Consider the following 18,829-nt stretch of genomic DNA (forward strand, 5'->3'; position numbering starts at 1 on the left):
AGCGGGATTCTATCAGGCCGGGTTCGGCACGGGCAGTTCGGCGTCGCGGATCAGCGCCAGGGGGAAGCGTCCGCCGGCCAGGTAGTCGTCGATGCAGCGCGCTACCAGATGGCTGCGCCAGCTGTCCCGGCAGGCTTCCAGCTCGTCGCGGGTCAGCCAGCGCGGGCCGATGATGCCGTCGTCCAGCGGCAGTTCCGGGCGGTGCCGCAGCGGGCGGGCGGCGAAGCATACGCGCTGGTAGGTCACGCCGTTGCTGGGCGCGGTGTAGAGGTAGATGCCGGTGACCGCAGTCAGCTCGACTTCCCAGCCGGTTTCCTCGAGGGTCTCGCGCACGGCGGCCTGCAGCAGGCTCTCGTCGGCCTCCAGGTGGCCGGCGGGCTGGTTCAGCACGGTCTTGCCGTGGGAGGTTTCCTCCACCAGCAGGAAGCGGCCCTGGTCTTCGACGATGGTTGCGACTGTGATATGCGGTTGCCAGCGCATGGGTGGTCCTCCGGGGGAAATGGGCATGATAACCCTGGAAGGTGGGGTGGTGTTGGGGGTGTTTTTTGGAGCGAGCTTGCTCGCGAGCGGTGCTATCCGGCGACTCCGTTGCCAAACCCACCCCTGATCCCCTCTCCCTAACCCTCTCCCTGAAGGGAGAGGGGACCGTTCGGCGCGCTCGGTTGTTTTCGAGTCAGCCGGCAACGCCGAAGTTGCCGACTGAAACCAGGTCCTCTCTCGGCACGGGCAGGCTCCCTCTCCCTTCAGGGAGAGGGCTGGGGAGAGGGTTGCGGGGGCAATCCAACACACCGTGTCCGCCGGGAAGCACTGTTCGCGAGCAAGCTCGCTCCTACGAAAAGCCCGGCGCAGCCCCGGAAAAGCAAAAACCCCGGCGCCGGGCCGGGGTTTTCGTCGGTCACGCTAGCCTTCGATTCAGTTCAGCGAGTCGATGGCGGCGTTGAAGGTGGCGCTGGGGCGCATCACCTGGCTGGTTTTCTCCGGGTTGGAGCGGTAGTAGCCACCGATGTCCACGGCCTTGCCCTGGGCGCCGTTCAGTTCGGCGACGATGGTCGCTTCCTGCTCGGTCAGGGTCTTTGCCAGCGGGGTGAAGTGGGCTTTCAGCTCGGCGTCTTCGTTCTGCGCGGCCAGGGCCTGGGCCCAGTACAGCGCCAGGTAGAAGTGACTGCCGCGGTTGTCGATCTCGCCGACCTTGCGCGCCGGGGACTTGTTGTTGTCCAGCAGCTTGCCGGTGGCTTCGTCGAGGGTCTTGCCCAGGACCTTGGCCTTGGCGTTGCCGGTCTTGATGCCTTCTTCTTCCAGGGACACGGCCAGGGCCAGGAACTCGCCCAGGGAATCCCAGCGCAGGTAGTTCTCTTCAACCAGCTGCTGCACGTGCTTGGGCGCCGAGCCGCCGGCGCCGGTCTCGTACATGCCGCCGCCAGCCATCAGCGGAACGATGGACAGCATCTTGGCCGAGGTGCCCAGTTCCATGATCGGGAACAGGTCGGTCAGGTAGTCGCGCAGGACGTTGCCGGTCACCGAGATGGTGTCCTGGCCGCGGATCATGCGCTCCATGCTGGTGCGGATGGCTTCGTTGTAGCCCTTGATGCTGATGTCCAGGCCGGTCAGGTCGTGGTCCTTCAGGTACAGCTCGACCTTCTTGCGCAGCTCGTTGTCGTGGGCGCGCTCCGGGTCCAGCCAGAAGATGGCCGGGGTGTTGGACTGGCGGGCGCGGGTGACGGCCAGCTTGACCCAGTCGCGGATCGGGGCGTCCTTGGTCTGGCAGGCGCGCCAGATGTCGCCGGCTTCGACTTCGTGCTGCATCAGCACCTTGCCGTCTTCGTCGACCACGCGCATGGTGCCGTCGGCTTCCATCTCGAAGGTCTTGTCGTGGGAGCCGTATTCCTCGGCCTTCTGCGCCATCAGGCCGACGTTCGGCACGCTGCCCATGGTGGTCGGGTCGAAGGCGCCGTTGGTCTTGCAGAAGTTGATCATCTCCTGGTAGATGCGGGCATAGGTGCTCTCCGGCATCACCGCCTTGGTGTCCTTCTGCTTGCCGTCCTTGCCCCACATCTGGCCCGAGTTGCGGATCATCGCCGGCATCGAGGCGTCGACGATCACGTCGCTGGGGATGTGCAGGTTGGTGATGCCCTTGACCGAGTCGACCATCGCCATTTCCGGACGGTGGCTGTACACCTCGTGGATGTCGTGGAGGATCTCTTCCTGCTGCGAGGCCGGCAGCGACTTGATCTTGTCGTAGACGCTGGAGATGCCGTTGTTCGGGTTCACGCCCAGCTCGTCGAACAGTTGGCCCCACTTGTCGAACACGTCCTTGTAGTAGACGGTGACGGCGTGGCCGAAGACGATCGGGTGGGAGATCTTCATCATGGTCGCCTTGACGTGCAGGGACCACATGACGCCGGTTTCCTTGCAGTCCTGCAGGGTCTTCTCGAAGAAGGCGCGCAGCTTGTTGCAGCTCATGAACATGCTGTCGAGGACTTCGCCTTCCTGCATCTTCAGAGTCTTCTTCAGCTCGACCTTGCCGTCCTTGCCGACGAACTCGATGCGAACCTCACCGGCCTTGGGAATGGTGACCGACTGCTCGCTGGAGAAGAAGTCGCCGCCACGCATGTAGTCGGCGTGGGAGCGCGAGGCCATGCTCCACTTGCCCATGCTGTGCGGGTGCTTGCGGGCATAGGCCTTGACCGCGGCGGGGGCGCGGCGGTCGGAGTTGCCTTCGCGCAGGACCGGGTTCACGGCGCTGCCCAGGACCTTGGCGTAGCGGGCGCGGGTGTCTTTCTCTTCGTCGGTCTGCGGGTCTTCCGGGAAGTCCGGGATGGCGTAGCCCAGGGCCTGCAGCTCGGCGATGGCGCCCTTGAGCTGGGGCACCGACGCGCTGATGTTCGGCAGCTTGATGATGTTGGCGTCGGGGGCGGTGGCCAGCTTGGCCAGGTAGGCCAGGTCGTCTTCGATGGCCTTGTCGCCGAGCTTGTCGGTGAAGGCGGCGAGGATGCGTCCTGCAAGAGAGATGTCGCGGGTTTCGACGTCAATGTCGGCGGAGGCGGCGAACGCCTTGACGATCGGGAGGAGCGAGTAGGTGGCGAGGGCGGGTGCTTCGTCGGTGAAGGTGTAGGTGATCTTCGAGCGGTTGGACATCTACTATGACTCTCTTCTTTGCTGGGCGCGCACAGAGTCTCGATACGCCTTGGTGGGCGCTTTCGTCCGACACGGCAAGGTGCCGGCATTCGAGAATTGCCGCGGGGATATAGGGGCGCCAGTAGAGCGTTGTACGACCGCGTCAGGGTGGCGACGTGGCCGTTGCGAGGGGAGGGGGTCTGGTCCCAGACGGCTCGGACCTCGATGACTGTGAAGTCACGGCGCGCAGTATACCACTCTCGCGGCGGGGTGACGCACCCGCGGCTTTTAGACTAAGGCATAAGATTGTGGTTAGGGGCCGGCAACTGGGCTACCCTCAGGAACCCGGGCCTGTTCCCGTCACGCCGCGACGAAGCGGGGCTGGTCCCTGAGGTTCAACCACAGCACGGAGTTCAGCATGGGATACCAGAAGATCCAGGTGCCGGCCGCAGGTGAGCGCATCACCGTCAATGCCGACAATTCCCTGAAGGTACCGAACAACCCGATCATTCCCTACATCGAAGGCGACGGCATCGGCGTGGACATCAGTCCGGTCATGATCGACGTCGTCGATGCGGCAGTGGAAAAGGCCTACAGCGGACAGCGCAAGATCGCCTGGATGGAGGTCTATGCCGGCGAGAAGGCCACCCAGGTCTACGACCAGGACACCTGGCTGCCCGAAGAGACCCTGGAAGCCGTGCGCGACTACGTGGTATCCATCAAGGGCCCGCTGACCACCCCCGTCGGCGGCGGCATCCGCTCCCTCAACGTGGCCCTGCGCCAGCAGCTCGACCTCTACGTCTGCCTGCGCCCGGTGCGCTGGTTCGAGGGCGTGCCCAGCCCGGTGAAGAAGCCCGGCGACGTGGACATGGTGATCTTCCGCGAGAACTCCGAGGACATCTACGCCGGCGTCGAGTGGAAGGCCGGCTCGCCCGAGGCCGAGAAGGTCATCAAGTTCCTCACCGAGGAGATGGGCGTCAAGAAGATCCGCTTCACCGAGAACTGCGGCATCGGCATCAAGCCGGTCTCCCGCGACGGCACCAGGCGCCTGGTGCGCAAGGCCCTGCAGTACGCCGTGGACAACGACCGCAGCTCGGTCACCCTGGTGCACAAGGGCAACATCATGAAATTCACCGAGGGCGCCTTCAAGGACTGGGGCTACGAGCTGGCCCGCGAGGAGTTCGGCGCCGAGCTGCTGGACGGCGGCCCCTGGATGCAGTTCAAGAACCCGGTGACCGGCAAGAACATCGTGGTCAAGGACGTGATCGCCGACGCCATGCTGCAGCAGATCCTGCTGCGCCCGGCCGAGTACGACGTGATCGCCACCCTGAACCTGAACGGCGACTACCTCTCCGATGCCCTGGCGGCGGAAGTGGGCGGCATCGGCATCGCGCCGGGGGCCAACCTGTCGGATTCGGTGGCCATGTTCGAGGCGACCCACGGCACCGCGCCCAAGTACGCCGGGCAGGACAAGGTCAACCCCGGCTCGCTGATCCTCTCCGCCGAGATGATGCTGCGCCACATGGGCTGGACCGAGGCGGCCGACCTGATCATCAAGGGGATGAACGGCGCCATCGCGGCCAAGACTGTGACCTACGACTTCGAGCGGCTGATGGACGGCGCCAAGCTGGTGTCCTGCTCGGAGTTCGGCGAGGCCATGATCGCCAAGATGTAACGGGCGTGAGACAACGAAAAAAGGCCGGTTCTCACCGGCCTTTCTTCATCGCTTCGCCGGAAATGGCGGGGCAGGGGGAATCAGGCTTCTGCGGTGACGCTCTGCACCTCGCTGCTGGGGCTGGCCTGGGCGGCGCTGGCCGGCGCGCCGGCGCCGATCGGCTGGATGTTCACCGCATGCAGACCCTTCGGACCTTGCAGGATCTCGAAGCTGACCGGCTGGCCGGCCTTGAGCGTCTTGTAGCCATCCATCTGGATTGCCGAGTAATGAGCGAACAGGTCCTCATCTCGGCCGTCGGCCAGGATGAATCCATAGCCCTTGGCGTTGTTGAACCACTTGACCTTACCGCTGAGCATGCTGATATCCCTCTGCAAAGGACTCCATCGCTGGAGTATCATCCACTACGATTCCGCTCCAGCCCCAGAGGTTCCAGGGCCGCAGAACGCCTGATACCCGCTGTGGGGTATCCTTTGTTTGTAACACCGTTTCGGGGTTAGTCAAGGCGCTCTCGTCCGTGCCTGAGATTCCGGTCAAACTCCACTCAGGCCTTTAATTCCCACGTTGCGAACCCATTTATTCCAGCATGCATGCAAGTAGCCAGATTCGACTAACATTCAATCAGGACCGTCCCGATCCCCTCGAGGAAGAGGGGGCCGGGCTTGCGGTCGAGGAATCCAAGCCGGCCCTGAAACCTCCGCCGATGTACAGGGTCATCATGTTCAACGATGACTACACGCCGATGGATTTCGTGGTAGAGGTACTGGAGCTGTACTTCAACATGAACCGGGAGCAGGCGACCAAGGTCATGTTGACGGTACATACTCAAGGTAAGGCGGTCTGCGGCACGTTCACCCGTGACATCGCCGAGACCAAGGCCATGCAGGTCAATCAATATGCGAGGGAGAGCCAGCATCCACTGTTGTGTGAGATTGAGAAAGAAAGCTGATGCGGATGTTTGGAGCGAGGTGAAGCCATGTTGAATCGAGAGCTCGAAGTCACCCTCAATCTCGCCTTCAAGGAAGCGCGGGCAAAACGGCATGAGTTCATGACCGTCGAGCACCTGCTGCTGGCGCTCCTGGACAACGAGGCGGCGGCCACGGTGCTGCGCGCCTGCGGGGCGAACCTTGACAAGCTGCGTCGTGATCTGCAGGAATTCATCGATTCCACCACGCCGCTGATCCCGCAGCACGACGAGGACCGCGAGACCCAGCCGACCCTGGGCTTCCAGCGCGTGCTGCAGCGCGCCGTGTTCCACGTGCAGAGCTCGGGCAAGCGCGAAGTGACCGGCGCCAACGTGCTGGTGGCGATCTTCAGCGAGCAGGAGAGCCAGGCGGTGTTCCTGCTCAAGCAGCAGAGCGTGGCCCGTATAGATGTGGTGAACTACATCGCCCACGGCATCTCCAAGGTGCCGGGCCATGCCGAGCACCCGGAAAGCGACCAGGAAATGCAGGACGAGGAGGGCGGCGAGTCCTCCACCTCCAGCCACCCGCTGGACGCCTACGCCAGCAACCTCAACGACCTGGCGCGCCAGGGCCGCATCGACCCGCTGGTCGGCCGCGAGGCCGAGGTGGAGCGCGTGGCGCAGATCCTCGCCCGGCGGCGCAAGAACAACCCGCTGCTGGTGGGCGAGGCCGGCGTCGGCAAGACCGCCATCGCCGAAGGCCTGGCCAAGCGCATCGTCGACGGCCAGGTGCCGGACCTGCTGGCCGACAGCGTGGTCTACTCCCTGGACCTGGGCGCGCTGCTGGCCGGCACCAAGTACCGCGGCGACTTCGAGAAGCGTTTCAAGGCGCTGCTCAATGAATTGCGCAAGCGCCCGCACGCGGTGCTGTTCATCGACGAAATCCACACCATCATCGGCGCCGGCGCGGCGTCCGGCGGGGTGATGGACGCGTCCAACCTGCTCAAGCCGCTGCTGTCCTCCGGGGAAATCCGCTGCATCGGCTCGACCACCTTCCAGGAGTTCCGCGGCATCTTCGAGAAGGATCGCGCCCTGGCGCGGCGCTTCCAGAAGGTGGACGTCACAGAGCCGTCGGTGGAAGACACCGTGGGCATCCTCAAGGGCCTGAAGCCGCGCTTCGAGCAGCACCACCACATCGAGTACAGCGACGAGGCCCTGCGCGCCGCCGCCGAACTGGCCGCGCGCTACATCAATGACCGGCACATGCCGGACAAGGCCATCGACGTCATCGACGAAGCCGGCGCCTACCAGCGCCTGCAGCCGGAAGAGAAGCGCGTGAAGCGCATCGAGGTGGCCCAGGTCGAGGACATAGTGGCGAAGATCGCGCGGATTCCGCCGAAGCACGTCACCAGCTCGGACAAGGAGCTGCTGCGCAACCTCGAGCGCGACCTCAAGCTGACGGTGTTCGGCCAGGATGCGGCCATCGAGTCGCTGTCCACCGCCATCAAGCTGTCCCGCGCGGGCCTGAAGTCGCCGGACAAGCCGGTCGGCTCCTTCCTCTTCGCCGGCCCCACCGGGGTGGGCAAGACCGAGGTCGCCCGCCAGTTGGCCAAGGCGATGGGCGTGGAGCTGGTGCGCTTCGACATGTCCGAGTACATGGAGCGGCATACCGTGTCGCGGCTGATCGGCGCCCCTCCGGGCTACGTCGGCTTCGATCAGGGCGGCCTGCTCACCGAGGCCATCACCAAGACGCCGCACTGCGTGCTGCTGCTGGACGAGATCGAGAAGGCCCACCCGGAAGTCTTCAACCTGCTGCTGCAGGTGATGGATCACGGCACCCTGACCGACAACAACGGGCGCAAGGCGGACTTCCGCAACGTCATCGTCATCATGACCACCAATGCCGGCGCGGAAACCGCAGCGCGGGCCTCCATCGGCTTCAGCCAGCAGGACCACGCCAGCGATGCCATGGAAGTGATCAAGAAGAGCTTCACGCCGGAGTTCCGCAACCGCCTGGACACCATCATCCAGTTCGGCCGGCTCAGCCACGAGACGATCAAGAGCGTGGTCGACAAGTTCCTCACCGAGCTGCAGGCGCAGCTGGAGGACAAGCGCGTCCAGCTGGAGGTCAGCGACGTGGCGCGCAACTGGCTGGCGGAGAAGGGCTACGACCCGCAGATGGGCGCGCGCCCGATGGCGCGGCTGATTCAGGACAAGATCAAGCGGCCTCTGGCCGAGCAGATCCTGTTCGGCGAACTGGCCGAGCACGGCGGCGTGGCGCACATCGACCTGAAGGACGGCGAACTGGTCTTCGAGTACGAGGTGGTCACCGCGGAGCCGGCCTGACGGTCGGCCTCGCGGCCCAAATGCAAACGCCCGGCAATGCCGGGCGTTTTGCTATTCGTCCGGGCCGAGGCCCGGATTCACCTTGCGCTCAACGGGCGCGGTAGGTGATGCGACCCTTGCTCAGGTCGTAGGGCGTCAGTTCGACGCGAACCTTGTCGCCGGTGAGGATGCGGATGTAATTCTTGCGCATCTTACCGGAGATGTGCGCGGTAACGACGTGCCCGTTCTCCAACTCCACGCGGAACATGGTGTTGGGCAGGGTGTCGACGACAGTGCCTTCCATTTCGAAGCTGTCTTCTTTCGACATGCAGTAGAGCCCTCGGTGTCTATGAATGGCCTGGGTGGCCTGAAAAAAGGCGAGTATTGTGCCTGAAATCCGCGTCATACGCCAGAAGTGGCGTGCCGGCTTCAGCTCAGGGCTACCCAGCGCTGGTTGACGAAGAGTTCGATCGGCCGGTACTGGGTCTTGTAGTTCATCTTCCGGCAGTTCTTGATCCAGTAGCCCAGGTACACCGCGTACAGGCCCAGGCGTTCGGTCTCGGCGATCTGCCAGAGGATGGCGTAGCGTCCCAGGCTGCGGCGTTCCTCGTCGGGGTCGTAGAAGGTGTAGACCGCCGACAGGCCGTTGGGCAGCACGTCGGTGACCGCCACGGCGAGCAGGCGGCCCTGCAGGCGGAACTCGTAGAAGCAGCTGAACGGCAGGTCGCGCACCAGGAAGGTGCTGAACTGGTCGCGGCTGGGCGGGTACATGTCGCCGTCGGCGTGGCGCTGCTCGATGTAGCGCATGTACAGCGCGTAGTACTCCTCGGTGAAGGCCGGGCGGCGCTTGAGCACCTTGAGATCGGCGTTGCGCTTGATGATGCGCTTCTGCTGGCGGTTGGGCTGGAAGCCCGCGGCGGGGATGCGCGCCGGGATGCAGGCGGTGCAGTGCTGGCAGTGCGGGCGATAGAGATGCTCGCCGCTGCGACGGAAACCGACTTCCGACAGCGAGGCGTACAGCTGCGCGTCCATGGGCTGGCTGGGATCGAGGAACAGGGTGGTGGCCTGCTCCTCGGGCAGATAGCTGCATGGATGCGGCTGCGTCGCGTAGAACTTCAGTCGGGCCAGTTCGGTCATGGTCAACCCCCGCGATAACCCTCTGGCAAGTTTATGCCAGTCCGCGCGAGTCCGCTTGCGAACGCCAGTCGCAGAGCGGCGTTTCGTCGAGATGACGGCGCAGGTGGCTGGCGAAATCGGCACGGCTGATGGCGCGGGCGCCGAAGCTGTGCAGGTGCTGGGTGGGCATCTGGCAGTCGATCAATACGAACCCGGCGGCGCGCAGATGTTGCACCAGGGTGACGAATGCCACCTTGGAGGCGTTGTCGGCGCGGCTGAACATGGACTCGCCGAAGAACAGCCGGCCCATGGCCAGGCCGTAGAGGCCGCCGACCAGGTCGTCGCCGTCCCAGCTTTCCACCGAGTGGGCGATGCCCATGCGGTGCAGCTGGCGGTAGGCGTCCTGCATCGGCTGGGTGATCCAGGTGCCGTCTGCGTAGTCGCGCGGCGCGGCGCAGGCGGCGATGACCCGTTCGAAGGCGGTATCGAAGGTTACCCGGTAGCGGCCCTGGCGCAGGCACTTGGCCAGGCTGCGGGAAACGTGCAGTTCGTCGGGGAAGAGCACGGTGCGCGGGTCCGGCGACCACCAGAGGATCGGCTGGTCGTCCTGGTACCAGGGGAAGCAGCCGTGGCGGTAGGCGGCCACCAGGCGGCGCGGGTCGAGGTCGCCGCCGGCCGCGAGCAGGCCGTTGGGCTCGTGCAGGGCCTGTTCGAGGGGCGGGAAGTCGAAATTGCTGCGGGAAAGCCAACTGAGCATGGCGGGGTAGGGGAGGGCGGGGCCCTCCCCGGGCCTGTCAGTGGCTGTCGTCGAGGTATTTCTCGGCGTCCAGCGCGGCCATGCAGCCGGCGCCGGCCGAGGTGATGGCCTGGCGGTAGACGTGGTCGGCCACGTCGCCGGCGGCGAACACTCCGGGGATGCTGGTGGCGGTGGCGTTGCCTTCGCCGCCGCCCTTGACCACCAGGTAGCCGTCACGCATTTCCAACTGGCCGGTGAACAGGTCGGTGTTGGGCTTGTGGCCGATGGCGATGAACACGCCGGCCAGGTCCAGCTGGCGGGTCTCGCCGCTGTTCACGTCCTTAAGGCGCACGCCGATCACGCCCATGTCGTCGCCCAGGACCTCGTCCAGGGTGGTGTTCCAGTGCAGGCGCACGTTGCCGTTTTTGGCCTTCTCGAACAGCTTGTCCTGGAGGATCTTCTCCGAGCGCAGCTTGTCGCGGCGGTGGATCAGGTGCACTTCCTTGGCGATGTTGGCCAGGTACAGCGCTTCCTCGACCGCGGTGTTGCCGCCGCCGACCACGCAGACCACCTGGTTGCGGTAGAAGAAGCCGTCGCAGGTGGCGCAGGCGGAGACGCCCTTGCCCATGAAGGCCTCTTCCGAGCTCATGCCCAGGTATTGCGCGGAGGCGCCGGTGGCGATGATCAGCGCGTCGCAGCTGTAGGTGCCGCTGTCGCCCTTGAGGATGAACGGCTTGCCCTGCAACTCGGCGGTGTGGATGTGGTCGTAGACGATCTCGGTATCGAAACGCTTGGCGTGCTGCTCCATGCGCTCCATCAGGGCCGGACCGGTCAGGCCTTCGACGTCGCCCGGCCAGTTGTCGACCTCGGTGGTGGTGGTGAGCTGGCCGCCGGGCTGGATGCCGGTGATGACAACAGGCTTGAGGTTGGCCCGCGCGGCGTACACGGCAGCGGTGTAACCCGCCGGGCCGGAGCCCAGGACGATCAGGCGCGAATGCTTGACTTCACTCATAAAAAGACTCCATAAGCCTTTGTCACGTAAGAGAATGCATGCTCCAATTGAGCAGCCGTGAAACCTTGGTGGGCTATGCTACACCGAACCTGGAAAAGGCGGCAAAAGGCGCCGCGGCGGGCCCTGTGGCATCGAGCGGCCAAAGCCGTACAATAGGCCCGTTTTGTCGCCAGATGACTCTCGGACGCGCCCAGTGCGCAGGAATAGACGCGTTTTGAAGGACTCGACCACCGCTAGCCACGCCGCAGCCTGGCGTCAGCAATTGCACATTCGCCTGAAGGAAGGGGCCCTGATCGCGCTCGGCGCGCTCTGCCTTTACCTGTGGATGGCGCTGCTCACCTACGATTCGTCCGATCCGGGCTGGAGCCATTCCAGCCACGTCGAGCAGGTGCAGAATGCCGCTGGTCGCCTGGGGGCCCTGAGCGCCGACATCCTCTTCGTCGCGCTGGGGTACTTCGCCTACCTGTTCCCGCTGCTGCTGGGGGTCAAGACCTGGCAGATCTTCCGCAAGCGCCACATGGCCTGGGAGTTCAGCGGCTGGCTGTTCTCCTGGCGGCTGATCGGCCTGGTGTTCCTGATCCTCTCCGGCTCGGCGCTGGCCTACATCCATTTCCACATCGGCGGCGGCCACCTGCCGGCCTCCGCCGGCGGCGCCGTGGGCGAAAGCCTCGGCCAACTGGCGCTGAACGCCCTCAACGTGCAGGGCAGCACCCTGCTGTTCATCGCCCTGTTCCTGTTCGGCCTGACGGTGTTCGCCGACCTGTCCTGGTTCCAGGTGATGGACGTCACCGGGAAGATCACCCTCGACCTCTTCGAACTGATCCAGAACGCCTTCAACCGCTGGTTGAGCGCGCGCAGCGAGCGCAAGCAACTGGTCGCGCAACTGCGCGAGGTGGACGAGCGCGTCGCTGAGGTGGCCGCGCCCGTGGTGCCGGACCGCCGCGAGCAGGCCAAGGTCAAGGAGCGCCTGATCGAGCGCGAGGAAGCCCTGGTCAAGAGCGTGCAGGAGCGCGAGAAGCGCACGGCGCCGAAGATCGACGCGCCGCCGCCGCCCAAGCCGGTCGAGCCCAGCAAGCGCGTGCTCAAGGAAAAACAGGCGCCGCTGTTCGTCGACACCGCTGTCGAGGGCACCCTGCCGCCGCTGTCGATCCTCGACCCGGCCGGCGAGAAGAAGCGCAGCTACTCCCCGGAATCCCTTGAGGCCATGTCGCGCCTGCTGGAGATCAAGCTCAAGGAGTTCGGTGTCGAGGTGGTGGTCGAGTCGGTCCATCCGGGCCCGGTGATCACCCGCTTCGAGATCCAGCCGGCGGCCGGCGTCAAGGTCAGCCGCATCTCCAACCTGGCCAAGGACCTGGCGCGTTCGCTGGCGGTGATCAGCGTGCGGGTGGTCGAGGTGATCCCCGGCAAGACCACCGTGGGCATCGAGATCCCCAACGAAGACCGGCAGATGGTGCGCTTCTCCGAAGTGCTGATGTCGCCGGAATACGACGAGCACAAGTCCACCGTGCCGCTGGCCCTGGGCCATGACATCGGCGGCAACCCGGTCATCACCGACCTGGCGCGCATGCCGCACCTGCTGGTGGCCGGTACCACCGGCTCGGGTAAGTCGGTGGGGGTGAACGCCATGCTCCTGTCGATCCTGTTCAAGTCCACGCCCCAGGACGCGCGGCTGATCATGATCGACCCGAAGATGCTCGAACTGTCGATCTACGAAGGCATCCCGCACCTGCTCTGCCCGGTGGTCACCGACATGAAGGAGGCGGCCAACGCCCTGCGCTGGAGCGTCGCCGAGATGGAGCGGCGCTACAAGCTGATGGCCGCCATGGGCGTGCGCAACCTGGCCGGCTTCAACCGCAAGGTGAAGGACGCCGAGGAAGCCGGCACGCCGCTGACCGACCCGCTGTACCGCCGCGAGAGCATGGAAGACGAGGCGCCGCTGCTGCAGACGCTGCCGACCATCGTCGTGGTGGTCGACGAATTCGCCGACATGATGATGATCGTCGGCAAGAAGGTCGAGGAACTGATCGCCCGTATCGCGCAGAAGGCGCGGGCCGCGGGCATCCACCTGATCCTCGCCACCCAGCGCCCGTCGGTGGACGTGATCACCGGCCTGATCAAGGCCAACATCCCCACGCGTATCGCCTTCCAGGTGTCGAGCAAGATCGACTCGCGGACCATCCTCGACCAGGGCGGCGCCGAACAGCTGCTCGGCCACGGCGACATGCTCTACCTGCCGCCGGGCACCGGCCTGCCGATCCGCGTGCATGGCGCTTTCGTCTCCGACGAGGAAGTGCACCGCGTGGTCGAGGCCTGGAAGCTGCGCGGCGCGCCCGACTACATCGAGGACATCCTCGCCGGCGCCGATGAAGGCGGTGGCGGCGGCTTCGACGGTGGCGGCGGCGGTGGTGGCGAAGGCGGCGAGGGCAGCGAGGACGACCCGCTGTACGACGAGGCCGTGCGCTTCGTCACCGAGAGCCGCCGCGCCTCCATCTCCGCGGTGCAGCGCAAGCTGAAGATCGGCTACAACCGCGCCGCGCGCATGATCGAGGCGATGGAAATGGCCGGTGTGGTCACCCCGATGAATACCAACGGCTCGCGCGAAGTGGTCGCGCCGGCTCCCATCCGCGACTGATCGAGGATTTCCATGCGACTGATCCGCATGCTCGTGCTTGCTGCGCTGGCCGTCGCCGGCGTCCAGGCCCACGCCGACGACGCCGCCACCCAGCGCCTGAGTGCCATGCTGAGCAAGGCCCAGACCCTGAGCGCGCGCTTCTCCCAGCTGACCCTGGACGGCAGCGGCACCCGCCTGCAGGAGACCGCCGGCAACCTGGCGCTCAAGCGCCCGGGCCTGTTCCGCTGGCACACCGATGCGCCCCAGGAGCAGCTGCTGATCTCCAACGGCGAGAAGATCTGGCTGTACGACCCGGACCTGCAGCAGGTGACCATCCAGAAGCTCGACCAGCGCCTGACCCAGACCCCGGCGCTGCTGCTCTCCGGCGACATCTCGAAGATCCACGAGAGCTTCGACATCACCAGCAAGGACGGCGGCAACGTGGTCGACTTCATCCTCAAGCCGAAGGACAAGGACACCCTGTTCGACAACCTGCGGATTTCCTTCCGCAACGGGGTGGTCAACGACATGCAACTGATCGACAGCGTCGGCCAGCGCACCAACATCCTGTTCTTCGACGTGAAGATGAACCAGCCGGTGGACGCCAAGCAGTTCGTGTTCGAGGCGCCCAAGGGCGTCGACGTCATCCAGGAGTGAAGGGCCGCCGCCTGGCGCGGCGCCCATGAGGTAGCAGCGTGGACCTGTTCCGTTCCGAACCCGTAGCCCAGCCCCTGGCCGCGCGCCTGCGCGCCACCAGCCTGGACGAATACGTCGGCCAGGAGCACCTGCTCGCCCGCGGCAAGCCGCTGCGCGAGGCCCTGGAGCAGGGCGCGCTGCACTCGATGATCTTCTGGGGCCCGCCGGGCGTGGGCAAGACCACCCTGGCCAAGCTGCTGGCGCAGGTTTCCGACGCCCACTTCGAGACCATCTCCGCGGTGCTCTCGGGGGTGAAGGAAATCCGCCAGTCGGTGGAGATGGCCAAGCAGCAGGCCGCGCAGTACGGCCGCCGCACCATCCTCTTCGTCGACGAGGTGCACCGCTTCAACAAGAGCCAGCAGGACGCCTTCCTGCCCTACGTCGAAGACGGCACCCTGATCTTCATCGGCGCCACCACCGAGAACCCCTCGTTCGAGCTGAACAACGCGCTGCTCTCGCGGGCCCGCGTCTACGTGCTGAAAAGCCTGGACGAAGCCGCCCTGCGCAAGCTGGTGCAGCGCGCCCTGAGCGAGGACAAGGGCCTGGGCAGGCGCCACCTGAGCCTGCCGGAGGAGAGCTTCGCCATCCTCATGGCCGCCGCCGACGGCGACGGCCGGCGCCTGCTCAACCTGCTGGAGAACGCCTCCGACCTGGCCGAGGACGGCGGCGAGATCAGCGCCGAACTGCTGCAGAACCTGCTGGGCGACAGCCGCCGGCGCTTCGACAAGGGCGGCGAGGCCTTCTACGACCAGATCAGCGCGCTGCACAAGTCGGTGCGCGGCTCCAGCCCCGATGGCGCGCTCTACTGGTACGCACGCATGCTCGACGGCGGCTGCGACCCGCTCTACATCGCCCGCCGCGTGGTGCGCATGGCCAGCGAGGACATCGGCAACGCCGACCCCCGCGCGCTGACCCTGTGCCTGCACGCCTGGGACGTGCAGGAGCGCCTGGGCAGCCCCGAAGGCGAGCTGGCCATCGCCCAGGCCATCGTCTACCTGGCCTGCGCGCCGAAGAGCAACGCCGTCTACAACGCCTACAACACGGCGCGCCGCGACGTGGCCGAGAACGGCTCGCTGGAAGTGCCGCTGCACCTGCGCAACGCGCCGACCAAACTGATGAAGAACCTCGGCTACGGCGAGGAGTATCGTTATGCCCATGACGAGCCCGACGCCTATGCCGCCGGGGAAGACTACTTCCCCGAACAGCTCGAACCGCGCCAGTATTACCAGCCCGTGCCCCGCGGCCTGGAACTGAAGATCGGCGAGAAGCTCAAGCACCTGGCGGCCCTGGACCGGGCCAGCCCGAGAAAACGCAGAAAATCCTGAGCGGCGCCCGCACGTCGCCGACACTAGACACGAGAACAGACCATGCTCGATTCCAAACTGGTACGCACCCAGCCGCAGGAAGTGGCCGACCGCCTCGCCGCCCGCGGCTTCACCCTGGACGTGGCGCGCATCGAAGCGCTGGAGAACCAGCGCAAGGCCGTGCAGACCCGCACCGAAACCCTGCAGGCCGAGCGCAACGCGCGCTCCAAGGCGATCGGCCAGGCCATGAAGCGTGGCGAGGACGTCGAGCCGCTCAAGGCCGAGGTCAACCGCATGGCCGACGAACTGGAAGCCGGCAAGCGCGAGCTGGATGGCATTCAGGCCGAGCTGGACGCCCTGCTGCTGACCATCCCCAACCTGCCCCATGAGTCGGTGCCGGTCGGCGCGGACGAAGAAGACAACCTGGAAGTGCGCCGCTGGGGCACCCCGCGCAGCTTCGACTTCCCCATCCAGGACCACGTCGCCCTCGGCGAGCAGCACGGCTGGCTGGACTTCGAGACCGCCGCGCGGCTGTCCGGCGCCCGCTTCGCCCTGATGCGCGGCCCGATCGCCCGCCTGCACCGCGCCCTGGCGCAGTTCATGATCGACCTGCACACCCGCGAGCACGGCTACGAGGAAGCCTACACCCCGTACCTGGTGCAGGCGCCGGCGCTGCAGGGCACCGGCCAGCTGCCGAAGTTCGAGGAAGACCTGTTCAAGATCGGCCGCGACGGCGAAGCCGACCTGTACCTGATCCCCACCGCCGAAGTCTCGCTGACCAACATCGTCGCCGGGCAGATCCTCGACGCCAAGGAGCTGCCGCTGAAGTTCGTCGCCCACACCCCGTGCTTCCGCAGCGAAGCCGGCGCCTCGGGTCGCGACACCCGCGGGATGATCCGCCAGCACCAGTTCGACAAGGTCGAGATGGTGCAGATCGTCGAGCCGACGAAGTCCTGGGAAGCCCTGGAAAGCCTGGTCGGCAATGCCGAGAAGGTGCTGCAGGCCCTGGAGCTGCCGTACCGCGTGCTGGCCCTGTGCACCGGCGACATGGGCTTCAGCGCGGCCAAGACCTACGACCTGGAAGTCTGGGTGCCGAGCCAGGACAAGTACCGCGAGATTTCCTCCTGCTCCAACTGCGGCGACTTCCAGGCCCGCCGCATGCAGGCGCGCTTCCGCAACCCGGAGACCGGCAAGCCCGAGCTGCTGCACACCCTCAACGGCTCCGGCCTGGCGGTGGGCCGCACTCTGGTCGCCGTGCTGGAGAACTACCAGCAGGCCGACGGCAGCATCCGCGTGCCCGAGGTGCTCAAGCCCTACATGGGCGGCATCGAGGTGATCGGCTGAGATGGATGCGCTGCCGCTGTTCCACGTCCTGCGCGGGCGTCGCGCACTCCTGGTCGGCGGCGGTGAAGTCGCCCTGCGCAAGGCGCGCCTGCTCGACAGTGCCGGCGCCGTGTTGCGCGTGGTCGCGCCGCAGGTCCACAGCGAACTGCGCGAACTGGTGGAGCAGGGCGGTGGCGAACTGCTGGAACGCCGCTACGCCGAGGCTGATCTCGGCGACTGCGTGCTGGTCATCGCCGCTACCGACGACGAGCCGCTGAACGCCCAGGTGTCCCGCGATGCCCACGCCCGCGGCGTGCCGGTCAACGTGGTGGACGCGCCGGCGCTGTGCAGCGTGATCTTCCCCGCCATCGTCGACCGCTCGCCGCTGCTGCTGGCGGTCTCCAGCGGCGGCGACGCGCCGGTGCTGGCGCGCCTGCTGCGGGCCAGGCTGGAAACCTGGATTCCCGCCACCTACGGCCAACTGGCCGGGCTGGCCAGCCGCTTCCGCGAAGCGGTCAAGCAGCGCCTGCCGGACCTGCAGCAGCGCCGCCAGTTCTGGGAGGAAGTGTTCCAGGGCCCGGTGGCCGAACGCATGCTCGCCGGGCAGCCGGCGGAAGCCGAGCGCCTGTTGGCCGACAAGCTGGAAAACGGCCAGGCCGAGGCCCGCGGCGAGGTCTACCTGGTCGGCGCCGGCCCGGGCGACCCGGACCTGCTGACCTTCCGCGCCCTGCGCCTGATGCAGCAGGCCGACGTAGTGCTCTACGACCGCCTGGTGGCCCCGGCCATCCTCGAACTGTGCCGCCGCGACGCCGACCGCCTGTACGTCGGCAAGCGCCGCGCCGACCACGCCGTGCCCCAGGACGAGATCAACCGCAAGCTGGTCGAGCTGGCCAAACAGGGCAAGCGCGTGCTGCGCCTGAAGGGCGGCGATCCGTTCATCTTCGGCCGTGGCGGCGAGGAAATCGACGAACTGGCGGCCAACGGCATTCCCTTCCAGGTGGTGCCGGGCATCACTGCGGCCAGCGGCTGCGCGGCCTACGCCGGCATTCCGTTGACCCACCGCGATTACGCGCAGTCGGTGCGCTTCGTCACCGGCCACCTGAAGGATGGCAGCACCGACCTGCCGTGGAATGACCTGGTAGCGCCGGGCCAGACCCTGGTGTTCTACATGGGCCTGGTGGGCCTGCCGGTGATCTGCGAGGAACTGGTGCGCCACGGCCGTTCCGCCGACACCCCCGCCGCGCTGATCCAGCAGGGCACCACCGAACACCAGCGCGTGTTCACCGGCACCCTGGCCAACCTGCCGAAACTGGTCGCCGAGCATGAAGTGCACGCGCCGACGCTGGTGATCGTCGGCGAGGTGGTCACCCTGCGCGACAAGCTCGCCTGGTTCGAAGGTCAGCAATGAAGGCTTGGCATGCGGCGATGGCCTGGGGCGCGGCCTGCGCCCTGGCTGCCGCCGCCTTGCCGGCCGGCGCCGCCAGCTTCGACTGCAAGAAGGCCCGCCACGCCGACGAAAAAGCCATCTGCGCCGACCGCCAGCTGTCCGAACTGGACGTGCAGATGGCCACCACCTACCGCCTGCTCAGCGGCCTGTTCGCCATGGGCATGCGTGGCAACATGGGCGACGCCCAACTCGCCTGGCTGGACCAGCGCCGCGCCTGCGGCCGCGACAAGGCCTGCCTGAAGCAGCGCTACCAGGAACGCCTGGACGCCCTGCAGAAGATCTACGACGGCATCGACAAGCCGCTCTGAGCCTCGCTCTATTCACCTGCGAATCGCGGGCAGGGCCCGCTCCTGCGGGGGCGAATGCGCTGCCGTCCTTGGCTTCGATGCTCGGGCCAACGGCGTATAACCGCGAACGGTTATACGCCCTACGTTTCCGTGCTCGCGGGAAGGGCGGGGATAGAGAGCGCTTTGAGGATGACTCCGAACTCACTGTCCACTCAGGACAGCCCCCTCTCCCTTCAGGGAGAGGGTTGGGGAGAGGGTGCTCTAAACCCAGCACCTACTCCC

At 66.2% G+C, this 18,829-nt stretch carries 16 protein-coding genes; 9 read left to right on the top strand and 7 right to left on the bottom strand.

From position 1 onward, the window contains the following. Nucleotides 1-12 precede the first annotated feature (12 nt). Complete coding sequence (locus RN02_RS27250; protein ID WP_043318288.1) at nucleotides 13-480, bottom strand: NUDIX hydrolase; 468 nt, start codon at nucleotides 478-480, stop codon at nucleotides 13-15. A 432-nt stretch (nucleotides 481-912) separates the two neighbouring features. Further along, complete coding sequence (locus RN02_RS27255; RefSeq protein ID WP_009623237.1) at nucleotides 913-3,135, bottom strand: NADP-dependent isocitrate dehydrogenase; 2,223 nt, start codon at nucleotides 3,133-3,135, stop codon at nucleotides 913-915. A gap of 397 nt (nucleotides 3,136-3,532) precedes the next feature. Between RN02_RS27255 and icd the strand changes: the two genes are divergently transcribed. Further along, nucleotides 3,533-4,789 carry an NADP-dependent isocitrate dehydrogenase gene (icd, locus tag RN02_RS27260; RefSeq protein WP_043318291.1) on the top strand — a complete coding sequence of 419 codons (1,257 nt, stop codon included), beginning with the start codon at nucleotides 3,533-3,535 and terminating at the stop codon, nucleotides 4,787-4,789. A gap of 80 nt (nucleotides 4,790-4,869) precedes the next feature. On the opposite strand, the gene cspD is transcribed toward icd, so the two are convergent. Continuing rightward, complete coding sequence (gene cspD / locus RN02_RS27265) at nucleotides 4,870-5,145, bottom strand: cold shock domain-containing protein CspD (protein ID WP_043318293.1); 276 nt, start codon at nucleotides 5,143-5,145, stop codon at nucleotides 4,870-4,872. A gap of 227 nt (nucleotides 5,146-5,372) precedes the next feature. On the opposite strand from cspD, the gene clpS reads away from it, so the two are divergent. Next, on the top strand, nucleotides 5,373-5,735 hold the full coding sequence (clpS, locus tag RN02_RS27270) for an ATP-dependent Clp protease adapter ClpS (RefSeq protein WP_024128657.1): 363 nt from the start codon (nucleotides 5,373-5,375) through the stop codon (nucleotides 5,733-5,735). A 27-nt stretch (nucleotides 5,736-5,762) separates the two neighbouring features. Then, on the top strand, nucleotides 5,763-8,036 hold the full coding sequence (gene clpA / locus RN02_RS27275) for an ATP-dependent Clp protease ATP-binding subunit ClpA (protein WP_043272069.1): 2,274 nt from the start codon (nucleotides 5,763-5,765) through the stop codon (nucleotides 8,034-8,036). A gap of 88 nt (nucleotides 8,037-8,124) precedes the next feature. Here clpA and infA read toward each other — a convergent pair whose 3' ends face one another. From infA to trxB, 4 genes are all read right to left on the bottom strand, one after another. Further along, nucleotides 8,125-8,343 (bottom strand): translation initiation factor IF-1, encoded by a 219-nt coding sequence (gene infA / locus RN02_RS27280; RefSeq protein ID WP_002553999.1) that lies wholly within the window; start codon nucleotides 8,341-8,343, stop codon nucleotides 8,125-8,127. Between the two features lie 101 nt (nucleotides 8,344-8,444). Continuing rightward, a complete protein-coding gene (locus tag RN02_RS27285; protein WP_043272068.1) occupies nucleotides 8,445-9,152 on the bottom strand; it encodes an arginyltransferase in 708 nt (235 codons plus the stop codon). A gap of 31 nt (nucleotides 9,153-9,183) precedes the next feature. Beyond that, nucleotides 9,184-9,888, bottom strand: a complete 705-nt coding sequence (aat, locus tag RN02_RS27290; protein ID WP_043318295.1) for a leucyl/phenylalanyl-tRNA--protein transferase — start codon at nucleotides 9,886-9,888, stop codon at nucleotides 9,184-9,186. A 37-nt stretch (nucleotides 9,889-9,925) separates the two neighbouring features. Next, nucleotides 9,926-10,879: a thioredoxin-disulfide reductase gene (gene trxB / locus RN02_RS27295; protein WP_043318297.1), complete on the bottom strand. Its 954-nt coding sequence runs from the start codon at nucleotides 10,877-10,879 to the stop codon at nucleotides 9,926-9,928. Nucleotides 10,880-11,072: 193 nt separating this feature from the next. Between trxB and ftsK the strand changes: the two genes are divergently transcribed. Genes ftsK through RN02_RS27325 form a run of 6 tightly spaced genes read left to right on the top strand, consistent with a single transcriptional unit; the run spans nucleotide 11,073 to nucleotide 18,568 of the window. After that, nucleotides 11,073-13,511 (top strand): DNA translocase FtsK, encoded by a 2,439-nt coding sequence (gene ftsK, locus RN02_RS27300; protein WP_009623226.1) that lies wholly within the window; start codon nucleotides 11,073-11,075, stop codon nucleotides 13,509-13,511. A 12-nt stretch (nucleotides 13,512-13,523) separates the two neighbouring features. Next, the gene (gene lolA, locus RN02_RS27305) at nucleotides 13,524-14,147 is read left to right on the top strand and encodes an outer membrane lipoprotein chaperone LolA (RefSeq protein WP_009623215.1); all 624 of its coding nucleotides are present in this window, start codon (nucleotides 13,524-13,526) and stop codon (nucleotides 14,145-14,147) included. A 38-nt stretch (nucleotides 14,148-14,185) separates the two neighbouring features. Then, on the top strand, nucleotides 14,186-15,511 hold the full coding sequence (locus RN02_RS27310) for a replication-associated recombination protein A (RefSeq protein ID WP_043318300.1): 1,326 nt from the start codon (nucleotides 14,186-14,188) through the stop codon (nucleotides 15,509-15,511). A gap of 42 nt (nucleotides 15,512-15,553) precedes the next feature. Then, nucleotides 15,554-16,834, top strand: coding sequence for a serine--tRNA ligase (serS, locus tag RN02_RS27315; RefSeq protein WP_009623213.1), 1,281 nt, complete (start codon nucleotides 15,554-15,556; stop codon nucleotides 16,832-16,834). Nucleotide 16,835: 1 nt separating this feature from the next. Continuing rightward, nucleotides 16,836-18,221: a siroheme synthase CysG gene (gene cysG / locus RN02_RS27320; RefSeq protein WP_043318302.1), complete on the top strand. Its 1,386-nt coding sequence runs from the start codon at nucleotides 16,836-16,838 to the stop codon at nucleotides 18,219-18,221. Between the two features lie 17 nt (nucleotides 18,222-18,238). After that, on the top strand, nucleotides 18,239-18,568 hold the full coding sequence (locus RN02_RS27325) for a lysozyme inhibitor LprI family protein (protein WP_043318304.1): 330 nt from the start codon (nucleotides 18,239-18,241) through the stop codon (nucleotides 18,566-18,568). The last annotated feature ends 261 nt before the right edge of the window (nucleotides 18,569-18,829 follow it).

The organism is Pseudomonas sp. PI1, from assembly GCF_000812405.1.
GTDB lineage: Bacteria > Pseudomonadota > Gammaproteobacteria > Pseudomonadales > Pseudomonadaceae > Pseudomonas > Pseudomonas citronellolis.

What these genes read in the sequence shown, in the direction of transcription:
- infA (WP_002553999.1), bottom strand. Translation starts at nt 8,343, where the DNA reads ATGTCGAAAGAAGACAGCTTCGAAATGGAAGGCACTGTCGTCGACACC.
- RN02_RS27250 (WP_043318288.1), bottom strand. Translation starts at nt 480, where the DNA reads ATGCGCTGGCAACCGCATATCACAGTCGCAACCATCGTCGAAGACCAG.
- aat (WP_043318295.1), bottom strand. Translation starts at nt 9,888, where the DNA reads ATGCTCAGTTGGCTTTCCCGCAGCAATTTCGACTTCCCGCCCCTCGAA.
- cspD (WP_043318293.1), bottom strand. Translation starts at nt 5,145, where the DNA reads ATGCTCAGCGGTAAGGTCAAGTGGTTCAACAACGCCAAGGGCTATGGA.
- clpS (WP_024128657.1), top strand. Translation starts at nt 5,373, where the DNA reads ATGCATGCAAGTAGCCAGATTCGACTAACATTCAATCAGGACCGTCCC.
- serS (WP_009623213.1), top strand. Translation starts at nt 15,554, where the DNA reads ATGCTCGATTCCAAACTGGTACGCACCCAGCCGCAGGAAGTGGCCGAC.
- RN02_RS27285 (WP_043272068.1), bottom strand. Translation starts at nt 9,152, where the DNA reads ATGACCGAACTGGCCCGACTGAAGTTCTACGCGACGCAGCCGCATCCA.
- trxB (WP_043318297.1), bottom strand. Translation starts at nt 10,879, where the DNA reads ATGAGTGAAGTCAAGCATTCGCGCCTGATCGTCCTGGGCTCCGGCCCG.
- RN02_RS27325 (WP_043318304.1), top strand. Translation starts at nt 18,239, where the DNA reads ATGGCCTGGGGCGCGGCCTGCGCCCTGGCTGCCGCCGCCTTGCCGGCC.
- lolA (WP_009623215.1), top strand. Translation starts at nt 13,524, where the DNA reads ATGCGACTGATCCGCATGCTCGTGCTTGCTGCGCTGGCCGTCGCCGGC.
- clpA (WP_043272069.1), top strand. Translation starts at nt 5,763, where the DNA reads ATGTTGAATCGAGAGCTCGAAGTCACCCTCAATCTCGCCTTCAAGGAA.
- RN02_RS27255 (WP_009623237.1), bottom strand. Translation starts at nt 3,135, where the DNA reads ATGTCCAACCGCTCGAAGATCACCTACACCTTCACCGACGAAGCACCC.
- icd (WP_043318291.1), top strand. Translation starts at nt 3,533, where the DNA reads ATGGGATACCAGAAGATCCAGGTGCCGGCCGCAGGTGAGCGCATCACC.
- cysG (WP_043318302.1), top strand. Translation starts at nt 16,836, where the DNA reads ATGGATGCGCTGCCGCTGTTCCACGTCCTGCGCGGGCGTCGCGCACTC.